Annotated in this window: 13 protein-coding genes; 10 read left to right on the forward strand and 3 right to left on the reverse strand. The window is 64.9% G+C overall.

Going from position 1 to position 16,382, the window contains the following annotated elements; all coding sequences use genetic code 11:
• Window positions 1–73: 73 nt before the first annotated feature.
• From JF515_RS02385 to JF515_RS02395, 3 genes are read right to left on the reverse strand one after another with little or no spacing between them, the layout of a single operon-like run.
• Window positions 74–1,558 (reverse strand): efflux transporter outer membrane subunit, encoded by a 1,485-nt coding sequence (locus tag JF515_RS02385; RefSeq protein ID WP_203100641.1) that lies wholly within the window; start codon window positions 1,556–1,558, stop codon window positions 74–76.
• Window positions 1,555–4,704, reverse strand: coding sequence for an efflux RND transporter permease subunit (locus JF515_RS02390; RefSeq protein ID WP_203100643.1), 3,150 nt, complete (start codon window positions 4,702–4,704; stop codon window positions 1,555–1,557). Before JF515_RS02390 ends, JF515_RS02385 begins: the two co-directional genes overlap by 4 nt.
• 27 nt (window positions 4,705–4,731) lie before the next feature.
• Window positions 4,732–5,976 carry an efflux RND transporter periplasmic adaptor subunit gene (locus JF515_RS02395; protein ID WP_203100645.1) on the reverse strand — a complete coding sequence of 415 codons (1,245 nt, stop codon included), beginning with the start codon at window positions 5,974–5,976 and terminating at the stop codon, window positions 4,732–4,734.
• Between the two features lie 116 nt (window positions 5,977–6,092).
• Between JF515_RS02395 and JF515_RS02400 the strand changes: the two genes are divergently transcribed.
• The 10 genes from JF515_RS02400 (at window position 6,093) to JF515_RS02445 (ending at window position 16,377) form a co-directional block, all read left to right on the forward strand.
• Window positions 6,093–6,761 (forward strand): TetR family transcriptional regulator, encoded by a 669-nt coding sequence (locus tag JF515_RS02400; protein WP_203100647.1) that lies wholly within the window; start codon window positions 6,093–6,095, stop codon window positions 6,759–6,761.
• Between the two features lie 115 nt (window positions 6,762–6,876).
• Window positions 6,877–8,079, forward strand: coding sequence for an acyl-CoA dehydrogenase family protein (locus JF515_RS02405; RefSeq protein WP_203100649.1), 1,203 nt, complete (start codon window positions 6,877–6,879; stop codon window positions 8,077–8,079).
• 17 nt (window positions 8,080–8,096) lie between these two features.
• Window positions 8,097–8,861 carry an SDR family NAD(P)-dependent oxidoreductase gene (locus tag JF515_RS02410; RefSeq protein ID WP_203100651.1) on the forward strand — a complete coding sequence of 255 codons (765 nt, stop codon included), beginning with the start codon at window positions 8,097–8,099 and terminating at the stop codon, window positions 8,859–8,861.
• 88 nt (window positions 8,862–8,949) lie between these two features.
• Window positions 8,950–10,005 (forward strand): phosphotransferase family protein, encoded by a 1,056-nt coding sequence (locus tag JF515_RS02415; protein WP_203100653.1) that lies wholly within the window; start codon window positions 8,950–8,952, stop codon window positions 10,003–10,005.
• A 55-nt stretch (window positions 10,006–10,060) separates the two neighbouring features.
• Window positions 10,061–10,867 carry a 5'/3'-nucleotidase SurE gene (surE, locus tag JF515_RS02420; RefSeq protein ID WP_203100655.1) on the forward strand — a complete coding sequence of 269 codons (807 nt, stop codon included), beginning with the start codon at window positions 10,061–10,063 and terminating at the stop codon, window positions 10,865–10,867.
• Window positions 10,868–11,201: 334 nt separating this feature from the next.
• A complete protein-coding gene (locus JF515_RS02425) occupies window positions 11,202–12,878 on the forward strand; it encodes a long-chain fatty acid--CoA ligase (protein ID WP_203100657.1) in 1,677 nt (558 codons plus the stop codon).
• 125 nt (window positions 12,879–13,003) lie between these two features.
• Window positions 13,004–13,867 carry a branched-chain amino acid ABC transporter permease gene (locus JF515_RS02430; RefSeq protein ID WP_203100659.1) on the forward strand — a complete coding sequence of 288 codons (864 nt, stop codon included), beginning with the start codon at window positions 13,004–13,006 and terminating at the stop codon, window positions 13,865–13,867.
• 11 nt (window positions 13,868–13,878) lie between these two features.
• Window positions 13,879–14,895, forward strand: coding sequence for a branched-chain amino acid ABC transporter permease (locus tag JF515_RS02435; protein WP_238400804.1), 1,017 nt, complete (start codon window positions 13,879–13,881; stop codon window positions 14,893–14,895).
• A 2-nt stretch (window positions 14,896–14,897) separates the two neighbouring features.
• On the forward strand, window positions 14,898–15,683 hold the full coding sequence (locus JF515_RS02440) for an ABC transporter ATP-binding protein (RefSeq protein ID WP_238400805.1): 786 nt from the start codon (window positions 14,898–14,900) through the stop codon (window positions 15,681–15,683).
• Window positions 15,670–16,377, forward strand: coding sequence for an ABC transporter ATP-binding protein (locus JF515_RS02445; RefSeq protein ID WP_203100663.1), 708 nt, complete (start codon window positions 15,670–15,672; stop codon window positions 16,375–16,377). Before JF515_RS02440 ends, JF515_RS02445 begins: the two co-directional genes overlap by 14 nt.
• The last annotated feature ends 5 nt before the right edge of the window (window positions 16,378–16,382 follow it).

Genomic DNA, 16,382 nt, shown 5'->3' on the forward strand with positions numbered 1-16,382 from the left:
AAAAAGATCAGCGTAAATGTCCAAGCATGGGAGACGGAGCCGGTCGCCGGCGGGGCCGGCGACCGTGACGGGATCAGCCTTGGGGCGTGCTCCCGGTGTCCTTCGTGGCACCGGCCGCGGCGCCGGCCTGGGCGGCGCCGATCAGCGTGGCGCGGTCCGCCGCGCCGCCGCCGCCGAGGGCCCGGTACAGCGTGATGCGGTTGGCCAGCTTATCGAGCGTCACCGACACCCGCTGCTGGCGGGCGGTGAGCAGCTCGCGGCGCGCGTCCAGCACCGCCAGATAATCGTCGGCGCCTTCCCGGTAACGCGCCTCGGCCAGAACCAGGGAACGCTCGGTGGCGTCCACCAGGGCGGTTTGCGCGCGTTCCTCATCGGCCAGGGAATCCCGGGCCGCCAGGGCGTCCGCCACTTCCTGGAACGCGGTCTGGATGGCCTGCTCGTAGCGGGCCACGTTCTGGTCACGGCGCACCTCGGCCAGGTCCAGGTTGGCCCGGTTGCGGCCACCGCTGAAGATCGGCAGCGAAATGCTGGGTGAAAACGCCCACGCCTTGGAGCCGCTTTCGAACAGCCCGGACAGCTCGGCGCTGGCGGTGCCGGCGGAAGCGGTCAGGCTGATGCTCGGGAAGAACGCCGCCCGCGCCGCGCCGATGTTGGCGTTGGCGGCACGCAGAGCATGCTCGGCGCGCTGGATGTCCGGGCGCTGGCGCAAAACCGCGGAGGGCAGCGCGGCGGGTACTTCCGGCAGCGTGGCCACCGCCGGGTTATCCAGGTCCTCGCCGGGCAGCGACGGCAGCGGCGCGCCCACCAGCACCGCCAGGGCGTTGCGGTCGGCGGCCACCCGGCGCTGGTAGCGGGCCTGGTTGGCGCGGGCGGTTTCCAGGGCCACCTGGGCCTGGCGCAGGTCCAGTTCCGAGCCCAGGCCGAGATCGAAGCGGCCTTGCACCAGATCCACGGATTCGCGCTGGGCGCTCAGGGTTTCCTCGCTGATGCGCAGGTTTTCGCGGTCCGCCATCAGTGTCAGGTAGGCGTTGGCCACCTCGGACACCAGGGTGATGCGGGCGCTGTGGCGCGCTTCCTCGGTGGCCAGGTAGGACTCCAGCGCCGATTGCTTGAGGCTGCGGATACGCCCGAACAGATCCAGCTCGTAGGCGGCGATGCCCACGTTGACGCCATACTGGCTCTGCACCGTGCTCTCGCCGCTGCTGCTCAGATCGGCGGGTACCCGCTGGCGGGTGCCGTCGCCGTTGACGCTGACGCCGGGCAGCAGGTCCGCGCCTTCGATGCGGTACTGGGCGCGGGCCTCGGCCACGTCCAGCATCGCCAGCCGCAGGTCCCGGTTGTTGCTCAGAGCGGTGTCGATCAGTTGCTGCAGGTGCGGGTCGGTGAACAGTGCCCGCCAGCCGGGCAGCATCACCGAGCCGGTGGCGGCGACGCCGTCCTCGCCCAGGGTGGCCGGCACCGGCGAGGCCGGTTGCCGGTAGTCCGGGGCCAGGGTGCAGCCGCCCAGGGTCAGGGCGGCCAGCAGGGGCAGGGCACAGGGTCGATTCAGAACGCTCATGACCGTGCCTCCCGATCCTCAAGGGCGGTGCTGCCGTCTTTCTTGCCGGTCAGCGGCACGCCGGAGATGCGGCGCACCAGGGCATAGAACAGCGGGATGAAGAAGATCGCCAGCACGGTGGCCGCCACCACGCCGCCGAACACCCCGGTACCGATGGCGTTGCGGGCGCCGGAGCCGGCACCGGTGCTCAGCATCAGCGGTGTCACGCCGAGGCCGAACGCCAGGGAGGTCATCAGGATCGGACGCAACCGCATGCGCGTGGCTTCCAGGGTGGCCTTGAGCAGTGAGTAGCCCTCGTCCTCCAGGTCCTTGGCGAATTCGGCGATCAGAATGGCGTTCTTCGCCGACAACCCCACCGTGGTGAGCAGGCCGACCTGGAAGAACACGTCGTTGTTCAGGCCTCGCAGCATGGCCGCCAGCACGGCGCCGATCACACCCAAGGGCACGATCAGCATCACCGCGAACGGAATCGACCAGCTCTCGTACAGCGCCGCCAGGCACAGGAACACCACCAGCAGCGACAGGGCATACAGAGCGGGCGCCTGGGCGCCGGCCTGCTGCTCCTGGAACGACAGGCCGGTCCATTCGAAACCGAAGCCCTGGGGCAGGTCCTGGGCGAGCCGTTCCATGGTGGCCATGGCTTCACCGGTGCTGACGCCGGCGGCGGCGTCGCCCTGGATGTTCATCGACGACACGCCGTTATAGCGCTGCAGTTGCTGCGGGCCATAGGTCCATTCGCCCTCGGAGAAGGTGCTGAAGGGCACCATCTCGCCGACGCCGTTGCGTACGTACCAGTCGTTGATGTCCTCGGGCAGCATGCGGAAGGGCGCGTCGCCCTGCACGTACACCCGCTTGACCCGGCCCCGGTCGATGAAGTCGTTGACGTAGCTGGAGCCCCAGGCCACCGACAGGGTGTTGTTGATGTCCGCCAGGGGCACGCCCATGGCCTGCGCCTTCTGGCGATCCACGTTGAGGTCGTAGGTGGGCGCGTCGGGCAGGCCGTTGTAACGTACCTGGGTCAGAACGCCGGCCTGGTTGGCGGCGCCCAGCAACTGGTCGCGGGCCTGTACCAGGGCGTCATGGCCCTGGCCGCCACGATCCTGCAACTGGAAGTTGAAGCCGCCGGAGGTGCCCAGCGCCGGGATCGCCGGCGGATTCAGGGCGAAGATGATGGCCTCGCGGATTTGCGAGAAATAGCCCATGGAACGGCCAATGACCTGGCGCACGCCGTTGGTGCTCAGGTCCCGTTCTTCCCAGTCCTTGAGCCGCACGAAGGCGATGCCCGAGTTCTGGCCGCGACCGGCGAAACTGAAACCACCCACCGTGAAGATGGACGTTACCGCCTCTTCCTTGTTGAGGTAGTAGTCCTCCATCTTGCCGAGCACATCCATGGTCTGGCCCAGGGTGGAGCCCACCGGCAATTGCACCTGGCTGAGCAGGATGCCCTGGTCTTCCTCGGGCAGGAAGGCACTGGGCAGGCGGGTGAAGGTAAAGCCCAGCACCGCCACGATGGCCACGTAGATCAGCAGGTAGCGGCCGCGATGGCCGATCATCTTCTCGACCCGGCTCTGGTAGCCGTGGCTGGCGCGGTTGAAGTTGCGGTTGAACCAGCCAAAGAAACCTTTCTTCTCGTTGTGCTGGGCGGAGGAAGGCTTGAGCATGGTGGCGCACAGCGCCGGGGTGAGGATCAAGGCCACCAGCACCGACAGGGTCATCGCCGACACGATGGTGATCGAGAACTGCCGGTAGATGGCGCCGGTGGAGCCGGGGAAGAACGCCATTGGCACGAACACCGCCGACAGCACCAGGGCGATGCCGACCAGGGCGCCGGTGATCTGGTCCATGGATTTGCGGGTGGCCTCCAGGGGCCCGAGCCCGTCCTCCTCCATTACCCGTTCCACGTTTTCCACCACCACGATGGCGTCGTCCACCAGCAGGCCGATGGCCAGCACCATGCCGAACATGGTCAGGGTGTTGACCGTGAAGCCGAACGCGAACAGCACCGCGAAGGTGCCCAGCAACACCACCGGCACGGCGATGGTGGGAATCAGGGTGGCGCGGAAGTTCTGCAGGAACAGGAACATCACCAGGAACACCAGGGCGATGCCCTCGAACAGGGTCTTCACCACCTCCAGGATGGAGATCTTCACGAACGGCGTGGTGTCGTAGGGGTAGGAGATCTCCATGCCCTCGGGGAAGAACTCGCTCAGCTCGTCGAGCCGCGCGCGCACCCGGTCGGCGGTGTCCAGGGCGTTGGCGCCGGACGCCAGGTTGATGCCGATGCCGGAGGCGGGGCGGCCGTTGAAGCGGGCGTCGAAGTTGTAGTTCTCCGAGCCCAGTTTGATGTCCGCCACGTCACGCAGCCGGACCCGGGAGCCGTCGTTGTTCACCCGCAACAGGATCTCGCCGAATTCCTCCGGCGTTTCCAGCAGGGTCTGCACGATGATGGTGGCGGTGAGCTGCTGGTTTTCCACCGCCGGCTGGCCGCCCAGCTGACCGCCGGTGACCTGGTTGTTCTGTACCGTGATCGCCTGGATCACGTCGGTGGGGGTCAGGTCGTACTGGTTGAGCTTGTTCGGGTCCAGCCACACGCGCATGGCGTACTGGGCACCGAACAACTGGGTGGTGCCCACCCCCTGCACGCGGCTGAGCGGGTCCTGGACGTTGGCGCCCAGGTAATCCGACAGGTCGGTACGGCTCATGCTGCCGTTGCTGGACGTGGCGGCCAGCACCATCAGGAAGGAGTCGGACGACTTGCTGACCTGCACCCCCTGCTGCTGCACCACCTGGGGCAGGCGCGGCGTGGCCAGCTGCAGTTTGTTCTGCACCTGCACCTGGGCGATGTCCGGATCGGTGCCGGCGGCGAACGTCAACGCGATCTGCGCGGTGCCGGTGGAATCACTGGTGGAGTCGATGTAGAGCAGGTTGTCGATGCCGTTCATCTGCTGCTCGATGACCTGGGTCACCGAATCCTCCACCGCCTCGGCGGAGGCGCCGGGGTAGGTGGCGCGGATCGAGACTTCCGGCGGCGCCACGGTGGGGTATTGCTCCACCGGCAGGTTATAGATCGACAGTGCCCCGGCGAGCATCATGACGATGGCGATCACCCAGGCGAAGATGGGTCGGTCAATAAAGAATCTGGCCATGATTGTCCCTGTTGCGTGGGCGTTCGTTTACCGCGCGTCTTGCGCCTGGGCGTCGTCTGTCTGGTCGGTCTTGGGCGCCGATGTGCCATCGGCGCTGTCTTCCGGTGTCACCGTGATGGTGTCGGAATCCGACCTGTCCTGTTTCAGCTCCACCGGCTTCACCGGAGCGCCGGGGCGAATTTTCTGCAGGCCCTCGACAATCAGCCGGTCGCCGGCCTGGAGACCGTCGCTGATCAGCCAGCGGTTGCCCACCGTCCGTTCGGTGGTTACCTGTCGCTGCTCGACCTTGCCGTCCTGACCGATCACCAGGGCGGTGGCCTTGCCGTTGGGGTCCCGGGTGACACCTTTCTGCGGCACCAGGATGGCGCCCTCGCGCTCGCCCTGGGGCAGCCGCGCGCGCACGAACATGCCGGGCAGCAGGTCGTTATCCGGGTTGGGGAACAGGGCGCGCAGGGTCACGGAGCCGGTGCTTTCCTCCACCGCGAATTCAGAGAACTGCAGGGTGCCGGCCTCGCCGTATTCGCTGCCGTCTTCCAGCAGCAGGGTGACGCGGGCCTTGTCCTCGCCCACCTGCTGCAGGCGGCCGGCCTGCAAGGCCGCGCGCAGGCGCCGCAGCTCCTGGTTGGACTGGGTCAGATCCACGTAGATCGGATCAAGCTGACGGATGGTGGCCAGCGCCTGGGTCTGGTTGGCGGTGACCAGGGCGCCGGGGGTCACCACGGAGCGACCGATGCGACCGTCGATGGGGGCCTTGATGGTGGTGTAATCCAGGTTGATGCGGGCGGTTTGCAGCGCCGCCCGGGCGGCGTCCACCTGGGCCTGGGTCTCGCCCAGGGCGGCCTGGGCCTCGTCGTACTCCTGCTGGCTCACCGCCTTCATCTTCAGGAGCTTGTCGAAACGCTCGGCGCGCAGGCGGGTGGACTTCAGGGTCGCCTCGGCGCTGGCCACGTTGGCCCGGGCGCTGGCCACGTCGGCCTTATAGAGGCTGTCGTCGAGCTGATAGAGCGGCTGGCCGGCTTTCACCAGCTCGCCACCTTCGAACAGCCGCTTCTCGACGATGCCGGTGACCTGGGGGCGCACCTCGGCGATCTGGTAGGGGCTGGTGCGGCCCGGCAGCTCATTGATCAGCGTGAAGTTCTGGGACCGCACGGTGATGAAGCCGGCCTCCGGCGGAGCGCCGGCCTGCTGTTGCTGCTCGCCATCACCGCCGCAGGCGGCCAGGGCCAGGCTGAAAAGAACAATAAAGGGGAAGAACACCGAACCTGTGCGCATGGAAACCTCGGTTCTTTGATTCGTATCAAGCCAGGGAAGCTCAGAAGTATACATACATCCAAGAACGTATGTATAGTAGGGAAAAGTGAAACTATCGTGGAACGCAGGACCGGACCATGGCCCGACGCACCAAAGAGGAAGCCCAGGAGACCCGCGAGCAGATCATTGATGCCGCGGAGTTGGTTTTCCATCGTAAGGGCGTGGCGCGCAGCTCCCTGAACGACATCGCCCAACAGGCGGGAGTGACGCGCGGCGCGATCTACTGGCATTTCAAGAACAAGCAGGATGTGTTCGCCGCCATGCTTGAGCGCCACCGGCTGCCCACCGAGGCGCTCTCCCAGCGGGCCGAGGACCCCAGCGAGTCCGACCCTCTGGGGCGTTTTCGTGATCTGCTCATCAGTGTCCTCCAACGTACCGTGCGTGACCCGGGTCATCGCAGGGTATTCGAGATCCTGTTCTATAAATGTGAATTCACCGACCAGACCGCTCCATTGATGCAGCGCGTCCAGGAAAGCTATCTGGATGGCGGCGCCAAGGTGCGCCGCACCCTGGGCAATGCCATCGAGCGTGGCCAGCTGCCCGCCACTCTCAACCTGGGTCGGGCCGTCACCCAACTGCACGTGCAAATGACGGGCCTGCTTTACACCTGGTTGCTGCTGCCCGGTTCCTTCGACCTGGACCGCGAGGCCGCCGACTTCGTCGACAGCTACATTGCCACCCTTCGTTACTGCCCCACCATCGCCGGAGAGGGCGCCCACACGCCGCCTGGCGGCCTCGATCCGTAAACCTGAAACACCATTTCGATTTATTTGACGGAACCGATCCTCCATGCCACATTGCCGGACCTACCGATAAGTATGTCCGCCGTTAGCGGGCGCATAACAATGCGAGGAGAGCGCCATGCTGCCCCTTTCCGAACGGGCCCAGGGCCTGTACGACCAATTGGTCGATTTCATGGACCAGCACGTCTATCCCAATGAAACGGTGTACGCCGAGCAGCACGCCGCCAGCGAGGATCGCTGGACGCCGCCGCCGATCCTCAAGGAACTCAAACAGAAGGCCAGGGCCGCCGGCCTGTGGAACCTGTTCCTGCCGGAAAGCGACCTGGGTGCCGGGCTCAGCAACTACGATTACGCCCACCTGTGCGAGGTGATGGGGCGCGTTGCCTTCGCTCCCCAGGTATTCAACTGCGCCGCGCCGGATACCGGCAACATGGAAGTACTGGCCCGCTATGGCAGCCCGGAACAGCAGGAACAATGGCTCAAGCCCCTGCTGGCCGGCGAGATCCGCTCCTGCTTCTCGATGACCGAACCGGCGGTGGCTTCTTCCGACGCCACCAACATCTGCACCGAGATCAAACGGGACGGCGACGACTACGTGATCAATGGCCGCAAATGGTGGTCTTCCGGCGCCATGTCCAGCGACTGCAAGATCGCCATCGTGATGGGCAAGACCGACCCGAACGCGCCGCGCCATCAGCAACAGTCCCAGATTCTGGTGCCTCTGGATACCCCCGGGGTCCGGATCGAACGCGCTTTGCATGTGTTCGGCTATGACCACGCCCCCAAGGGGCACGCGGAAATCGTCTATGACAATGTGCGCGTGCCGGCGTCCAACCTGATTCTTGGCGAAGGCCGTGGCTTCGAGATCGCCCAGGGCCGCCTGGGACCGGGCCGCATCCATCACTGCATGCGCACCATTGGCCTGGCCGAGCGCGCCCTGGAAGCCATGTGTCAGCGGGTCGAGGCCCGCGAGGCCTTCGGTCGCAAGCTGTCGCAGTTCGATTCCATTCGCAAGGACATCGCCCGTTCGCGCCTGGAGATTGAACAGGCGCGCCTGATGACCCTCAAGGCGGCGCACATGATGGACACCGTGGGCAACAAGGTGGCCCGTCAGGAAATCGCCATGATCAAGGTGATCGCACCGGAAATGGCCCTCAAGGTGGTGGACCGCGCCATTCAGGTGCACGGTGCCCTGGGCGTGTGCCAGGACACCTTCCTGGCGTCCGCCTGGGCCAACCTGCGCACCCTGCGCCTGGCCGACGGCCCGGACGAGGTACACCTGGACACCATCGCCAAGCTGGAGCTGGGTCGGTATCGGTAAAACCAAGGAGAACAACAATGAGCAAACTCTTCGATCTGACCGGCCAGGTGGCCCTGATCACCGGCTCCACCCGGGGCATCGGCAAGGCCATCGCCGAGGAAATGGCCCGCGCCGGCGCCAAGGTGGTGATTTCCAGTCGCAAGCCGGAGCCCTGCCACGAAGTGTGCGAGGCGATCAAAGCGGAAGGCGGCGAGGCCATCGCCGTGCCCTGCAACGTGGGCAAGAAAGACGACCTGATGAACCTGGTCGACGAAACCCTGGCCGCCTTTGGCAAAATCGATATTCTGGTGTGCAACGCCGCCACCAATCCGGTCTACGGTCCCACCGCCGAGCTTACCGACGAGGCCTGGGACAAGATCATGGACACCAACGTCAAGGGCACCTTCTGGCTGTGTAACCGGGTGCTGCCGGAGATGGACAAGAACGGCGGCGGCAAGGTGGTGATCATTTCCAGCATCGCCGGCCTGCGCGGTAATACCGTGATCGGTACCTATGGTGTGTCCAAGGCCGCCGAGGCGGCCCTGGCCCGCAACCTGGCGGTGGAGTGGGGGCCGCGCAACATCCGTGTCAACGCCATCGCCCCGGGGCTGGTGCGCACCGACTTCGCCAAGGCACTCACCGAGGACCCGGAGCGCCGCAAGCGCGCCGAGGAGCGTACCCCGGTACGCCGTATCGGCGAGCCGGTGGACATCGCCGGCGTGACGCTGTTCCTGGCCAGCGACGCCAGTGCCTATGTCACCGGTCAGACCATTGTCGCCGACGGCGGCGAGACCATCTGTTAACACGGCTGCAAGCTTCAAGCCGCAAGCTGGAGGTGGCGGCCTGATGGGCCGGAGGCTTGCGGTTTGAAGCCGATTTGAGGGTTTCATTATGGAAGGTCAACCGGAAATCGTGCCGGTGCTGGAGGCGCACCGTCTCGACGAGGGCCGCCTGGCGGACTACCTGGCCGGCCAGGATCTGCTCGATGGCCCGCTGAAGGTGCGCCAGTTCCAGGGTGGGCAATCCAACCCCACCTATTTGCTGGAAAGTGGCGCGTGCCGCTATGTGCTGCGCAAGAAGCCGCCCGGCAAGGTGTTGCCCTCGGCACACCAGGTGGATCGTGAGTACCGGGTCATGAAGGCCCTCGGCGAGCATGGCCAGGTGCCGGTGCCGACCATGCGCGTACTGTGCGAGGACGAGACGGTACTCGGTACCAGCTTTTACGTAATGGACTTCGTGCCCGGCCGGGTCTACAGCCAACCGCAACTGGAAAGCCTCGACAAAGCCGACCGCGCCCGTCTCTACCACGACAAGATCGACACCCTGGCGCGGCTCCACCGGGTCGACTACCAGGCCGCCGGGCTGGGTGATTTCGGCAAGCCCCAGGGCTACGTGACCCGGCAGGTGAAACGCTGGAGCGCCCAGTACGAGGCCTCCAAAACCGACGACCTGCCGGCCATGGATAACCTCATGGCCTGGCTGGCGGACCACATCCCCGACGACGACAGCGCCGCCATCGCCCATGGCGATTTCCGGCTCGGCAATTTGCTGGTGGATAATCACGAGCCCCGGGTGGTGGCGGTCCTGGACTGGGAACTGGCCACCATCGGCCACCCGCTGGCGGACCTGGCCTATTGCTGTCTGCCGTACCATATGCCCCATGGCGTCAACGGCGTGCGGGGCCTGGATGGGCTTGATCTGGCCGCCCGCGGCATCCCCGACGAGCGTACCCTGCTGGAACGCTACTGCGAGGGCGCCGGCCGTGATGGCATCAGCGACTGGCCGGTGTTCCTGGCGTTCGCCCTGTTCCGCTCGGCGGCGATTCTGCAGGGCGTTTACGCCCGCGCCCTGCAAGGTAACGCCAGCGATCGAAACGCTCTGGAAGTGGGCAAACGCGCCGGGCTGATCGCCGAGCGGGGCTGGCAGATCGCGCGGACCCATAAATAAGAGTCGTAGGAGCGGCGGTTCCGCCGCTCCTACCATGATGTTCAAGAGGTCGGTAATGAAAATGTTCCGCAAGATTCTGGTCACCAACGATGACGGTATCGACGCCCCGGGCCTGGTGGTGGCCGAAGCGGTGGCCGCCGAGCTCGCCGAGGAGGTGTGGACGGTGGCGCCGGAACACGACCAGAGCGGCGTGGGGCAGGGCATCTCCCTGCATTCGCCGTTGCGCGTATACCATCATGGCGAACGCCGCTTCGCGGTATCCGGCACACCGGCGGACTGCGTCATGTTCGCCATGGCCGAGTGGTTCGCCGAGGACGCGCCGGATCTGGTGTTGTCCGGGGTCAATTGCGGCGCCAACCTGAGCGACTCGGTGATGTACTCGGGCACCGTGGGCGCGGTGCTGGCGGCGGCCCACCTGGGCCTGCCGGGCATTGCCCTGAGCCAGGCCTTCGTGGGCGACCGCGAGGCCATCAATTACGAGCCCACCGCACGCCATTCGGCGCCGCTGATTCGTCAGCTTTGGGAAACCGGCGCCGACCGGGACGGCTACCAGCGGGCCTGCTGGAATCTTAATTTTCCGGACCAGCCGGTGGCGGAGCTGCGCGGTTGCCGCTTCACCCGCCAGGTGAGTGGCGGCATCGCCGGGCCGCGCCTGGTGCACGGCACCGACGGCCGCGGCCTGTCCTACCACTGGCTGGCGTTCGAGCGCCGGCCTGGCTCCATCGAGCATCCGCGGTCCGACGTGGTCGCCCTGCGCGACGGCTATGTTTCGGTGATGCCGCTGCAGCCGACCCGTTGCGACGACGTGTTCGCCGAACAATGCTGGAATCAGGACGAGGCGCCGCGTCTTGATCGCGGATGAACTCGTTCCCGTAAGGACTGGGCGGCTGTGATCGCGGCTGAAGCCGCTCCTGCAAGGTCTTGTCCGGCGGTGTGAATCGCTCCTGTCGGGAGGGGGCTGTAGGAGCGGCTTCAGCCGCGATACGGCGCTTCGGAGTGCCGTTTCGTTTTTGGAACGTTATTCCGAAATAGTATTGACGGCCCTGGGGCGGCGTGTCAGATTGACCGCCAGATTCACTCCGGAGACCGCCCCCGGGTGCCCCGAGCGGGCGCTTGGGTGTGCTATTTCCTGTATCTAACAAAAACGGCGTGGCCCGATCCGCGCCGCAAACAGCATCACAAGGGAGAGTACAGGCATGTTCGATCGGCATTTCGCCGTCTGGCCGGACGGGGCCCCGCACCATCTGACCCTGCCGGAAACCAGCCTCTATACCAACCTGGAGATTTCCGCGCTGCGCTACCCCGACGAGAACGCCGTTGTCTATTACGACAAGGCCATCTCCTATCGGGAACTCAAGGAGCAGGTGGACGCGCTGGCCGGACAGCTCGAGCATCTCGGCGTGGAGAAAGGCGACCGGGTACTGCTTTTCATGCAGAACGCGCCGCAATTCATCATCGGCTATTACGCCATCCTGCGCGCCAATGCCATCGTGGTGCCGATCAACCCGATGAACCGCAGCGCCGAACTGGAGCATTACCTGGAAGATACCCAGGCCGCCGTATGCCTGTGCGGCCAGGAAGTGCTGCCCCAGATCCAGCCGCTGATCGGCCATGAGCGTCTGCGCCACGTGATCGTGGCTGCCTACGGCGACTATGCCGCCGCCGACACCGACCTGGACCTGCCCGCGGAAGTGAAGGCGCCGGCGCAACCGGTGCGCGGCGAAGGCCTGATCGGCTGGGCGGATGCCCTGGCCGCCGGTCACCGCCCCGGTGAACTGCTGGTGGGCCCGGATGATCTCGCCGTGTTCCCGTACAGCTCCGGCACCACCGGCGCGCCCAAGGGGTGCATGCACACCCACCGTTCGGTGATGGCCACCTGCGTGCACGGCGCCGCCTGGCGTCCCGGCGGCGGTCGTGAAGGCGTGGTGCTGGCGACCCTGCCGTACTTCCATGTCACCGGCATGCAGGGCGCCATGAACAGCCCCATTTTCCTGGGCGGCTGCATCGTGCTGATGACCCGCTGGGACCGCCGCGTGGCGGCGAAGCTGATCGAGCGTTACCAGGTCACCAGCTGGACCAACATCGTCACCATGGCGATCGATCTGCTTTCCGATCCGGAGGTGGAGACCTTCAACCTGTCCAGCCTGCAGAACATTGGCGGTGGCGGCGCGGCCATGCCGGAGGCGGTCTCGGACAAACTGTTCAATCTCACCGGCCTGCGCTATATGGAAGGCTACGGCCTGTCCGAAACCATCGCCGCTACCCACATCAACCCGCCGGAGCACCCCAAGAAGCAGTGCCTGGGCATTCCCGTGTTCGACACCGATTCGCGCATCATCAACGAGGATACCGGCGAAGAGCTGGGCGTGGGCGAGGTGGGCGAGATCGTGTCCCGTGGCCCGCAAGTGTTCCAGGGCTACTGGAACCGTCCGGAAGAAACCAAGAAGGCCTTCATTGAACTGGATGGCCAACGTTTCTTCCGCACCGGCGACATGGGCTACTACGACGAAGAGGGCTATTTCTTCATCGTCGACCGGGTCAAGCGCATGATCAATGCATCCGGATTTAAAGTCTGGCCCGCCGAGGTCGAAAGTCTTATGTATCGACATCCGGCGATCCAGGAGAGCTGTGTGATCTCCGCCCCCCACGAACGGCGCGGTGAAACCGTCAAGGCGTGCGTGGTGCTGGCCAAGGATCAGAAGGGCAAGGTCAGCGAGAACGACATCATCGAGTGGTGCAAGGAGCAGATGGCCGCCTACAAGGTGCCGCAAATCGTCGAATTCCGTGACGAACTGCCCCGTTCACCCACCGGTAAGCTGATGTGGCGCGCGCTTCAGGAAGAGGAGTGGGCCCGCGCCAAGAAACAAGCCTGAGCAAGACAGTACACAACAGAACAACACAAAAACCGAAGCCGTCTCGACAGCGCGGGCCCGTTCAATGGTGGGACCTTGGGGCACAGCGCGAGGCGGTTTCATAACCATAACGAGGAGTTCAAGCCTTGGACGCGTTTCTGCAGCAAGCGCTGAATGGCCTGACGCTGGGCAGCATCTACGGGCTGGTGGCCCTGGGGCTGACCCTGGTGTACGGCATTTTGCACGTTCCCAACTTCGCCCACGGCGCGCTCTACATGGTGGGCGCCTACATCAGTTACTTCATCATGGTCGAGCACGGCCTCAACTACTGGGTCGCCATGCTTGGCGCCGGCCTGGTGGTGGCGCTGCTGTCGGTGCTGTGCGAGCGGCTGGTGTTTCATCCACTGCGCCATGCGCCACCGATCCATGACAAGATCGCCGCCATCGGTATTCTGTTGTTTCTCGAGGCACTGGTGCAGATGCACTGGGGCGCCGACTTCCGGCGCATGCCCACTCCCTATACTGAAATCTTCCACTTCGGCTCCCTGACCCTGCCGGCCCAGCGTCTGCTGATCATCGTCGGCGCCTTCAGCCTGATGGGCGCGCTGCATCTGTATCTGAAGAAGACCATGACCGGTTCCACCATCATCGCCATGGCGCAGAACCGCGAAGGCGCTTTCCTGGTGGGTATCGACGCCAACCGGGTGGCGATGATGACCTTCGCCATCGCCGGTTTCCTGGCGGCGGTGGGCGCCACCCTGTTCGCGCCGATCAACCTGGTCTACCCGGCCATGGGGCACCTGGTGATCATGAAAGCGTTCGTGATCATCATCCTGGGCGGCATGGGCAGTATCCCCGGCGCCATCGTCGGCGGCTTGATCATCGGCTTTGCCGAAGCCCTGGGTGGCTACTACCTGTCCGGCACCTACAAGGATCTGATCGCCTTCGTGCTGCTGGTGGCGATCCTGTCGATCAAACCCACCGGCCTGTTCACCAAGGGGGTGCGCTAATGGACCGCGTCATGAATTTCCTCGCCAGCCCGGCCATGAAGGTGGTGCTGCTGGTGGCGGCGATCCTGTTCCCCTGGGTGGCCGCCAGCGAATACCAGATCTACGTGATGGCGCTGGCCTTCGTCTGGGCCATCGCCGTCTACGGCCTTAACATCATCACCGGTTATTGCGGCCAGCTGAACCTGGCCCACGGTGGTTTCTTCGCCATTGGTGCCTACGCCGTGGGGTTGCTCACCGTGGATTACGGCTGGGCGTTCTGGCCGGCGTTCATCGCCGCCGGCGTGCTCGGCGCTTTCTTCGGCTTCCTGGTGGGCGTGGTGTCCCTGCGCCTCAAGGAACATTACTTCGCCATCTTTACCCTGTGCGTGGGCTTCATCATCTATCTGTTGATCGAAAAATGGGAAGAGCTCACCCACGGTACCCTGGGCGTGATCAGCATCGCGCCGCCGGAAGGCTTCGGGCTGGTGGACTTCACCGAGACCATCCCGTTCTACTATCTGGTGCTGTTCTTCCTGGTGCTGGCGATCTGGCTGATCAGCCGCATCTCCCGCTCCCTGGTGGGCCGCACTTTCCTGGCTATTCGTATCAGCGACGATCTGGCCCAGTCCCTGGGTATCAACCTGATGCGCAACAAGGTCCTGGCGTTCGTGCTGTCCACCACCTACGCCGGCCTGGCCGGGGCGCTGCTCGCCGGCGTGGTGCGCTTCATCGGCCCCGACCTGGCGGAAATCACCCACACCTTCGACGTCATCACCTACCTGCTGGTGGGCGGCATCGGCACCCTGATGGGGCCGCTGGTGGGCACCCTGCTGATCACCTGGATCACCCAGGCGGTGCAGTCGTTCGAGGAATACCGCATGATCGTGTTCGGCCCGCTGCTGGTGGTGCTGGTGATCTTCATGCCCAAGGGCATCGTCGGCACCTTCCTGACCTGGCGTGGTCGCCGGCTGGCGAGCAAGGCGCCGGCCCGGCGCGCCGAGTCCCGGGTCGGTGATTCCAGTGACGGCAACCAGGGGGAGGCCGGCTGATCATGGCGGATAACAAAACAATGCTGAGCATCAAGAACCTCACCAAGCGCTTTGGCGGGCTGGCGGCGGTCAACGACGTGAGCGTCGATTTCCAGGCCGGCCAGATCAATGCCATCATCGGCCCCAACGGCGCCGGCAAGACCACCTTCTTCAACCTGGTGGCCGGCGCCATGCCGCCCAGCGAAGGCAGCATCGAATTCCAGGGCATCGATGTCACCGGCATGTCGCCGGACCGCATCGCCCGGCTGGGCATCGCCCGCACCTTCCAGACCACCATGCTGTTCGATCAGTCCACGGTGCTGGACAACCTGATCGTCGGCCATCGCCTGCGTACCCAGTCGCGGCTGTGGGATGTGATCATCAATTCCAAGCGTCTGCGCGACGAGGAGAAGAAGTGCCGCGCCCGCGCCGAGGAAGTGCTCGACTTCGTCGGCCTCTCGCATCTGGGGCACCGCTACATCGTCGACATCAGCCAGGAAGAGCGCAAACGGGTGGCCTTTGCCCTGGCCATGGCCACCGACCCGGAACTGGTGCTGCTGGACGAACCGGCCGGCGGCATCAACCCGGAGGAAACCGAGAACCTGGCCGGTCTGATCCGCAAGATGGTCGATCACGGCATCACCGTGTGCCTGATCGAACACAAGATGGACATGATCATGAGCCTGGCGGACAAGATCATGGTGCTCGACCATGGCGAGAAGATCGCCGAAGGCACGCCGGAACAAATCAAGAACGATCCGGTGGTGATCGAAGCTTATCTGGGGAGTGACGAAGATGTTGAAGCTTGAGAACGTCGACGCCAAATACGACGGCTTCAAGGCCCTGGATGGCGTGTCCATGAACGTGGAACAGGGTGAGTTGGTGGTCTTGCTGGGCGCCAACGGCGCCGGCAAGACCACCCTGTTCAATACCATCAGCGGGCTGCTCAAGCCCAGCGCCGGTCGCGTCAGCCTCAACGGCCAGGACGTGACCGGTCGTAAACCCTCGGCGCTGGTCCAGGCCGGCGTGGTACAGTGCCCGGAAGGCCGCAAGCTGTTCCCGGAGATGTCGGTGATGAAGAATCTGATGCTCGGCGCCTACGTGCACCGGCGCGACAGGGCCGGCATGAAAAAAACCCTGGGTCACGTTCTTGAAATGTTCCCCATTTTGAACGACAAAAAGGATGACGCCGCCGGCTCACTGAGTGGCGGCCAGCAGCAGATGGTGGCCATCGGTCGTGCTCTCATGGGACGCCCCAAGCTGCTGATGCTCGACGAACCTTCCCTGGGTCTGGCGCCGCTGGTGGTCAAGCAGGTGTTCAGCGCCGTGCAGGCGATCAACCAGGAAGGCACCACCGTGTTGCTGGCGGAGCAAAACGCCTTCGCGGCACTGAAAATCGCCACCCGGGCCTACGTGATCGAAAACGGTCGCCTGGTGATGGAGGGTGATCGCGAGACCATGCTCGGCAACGAAGCGGTCCGCAAGGCCTACATCGGGGCCTGACACGC

It is taken from the genome of Alloalcanivorax marinus, assembly GCF_016785095.1.
In the GTDB taxonomy this organism is placed as follows: Bacteria; Pseudomonadota; Gammaproteobacteria; order Pseudomonadales; family Alcanivoracaceae; genus Alloalcanivorax; species Alloalcanivorax marinus_A.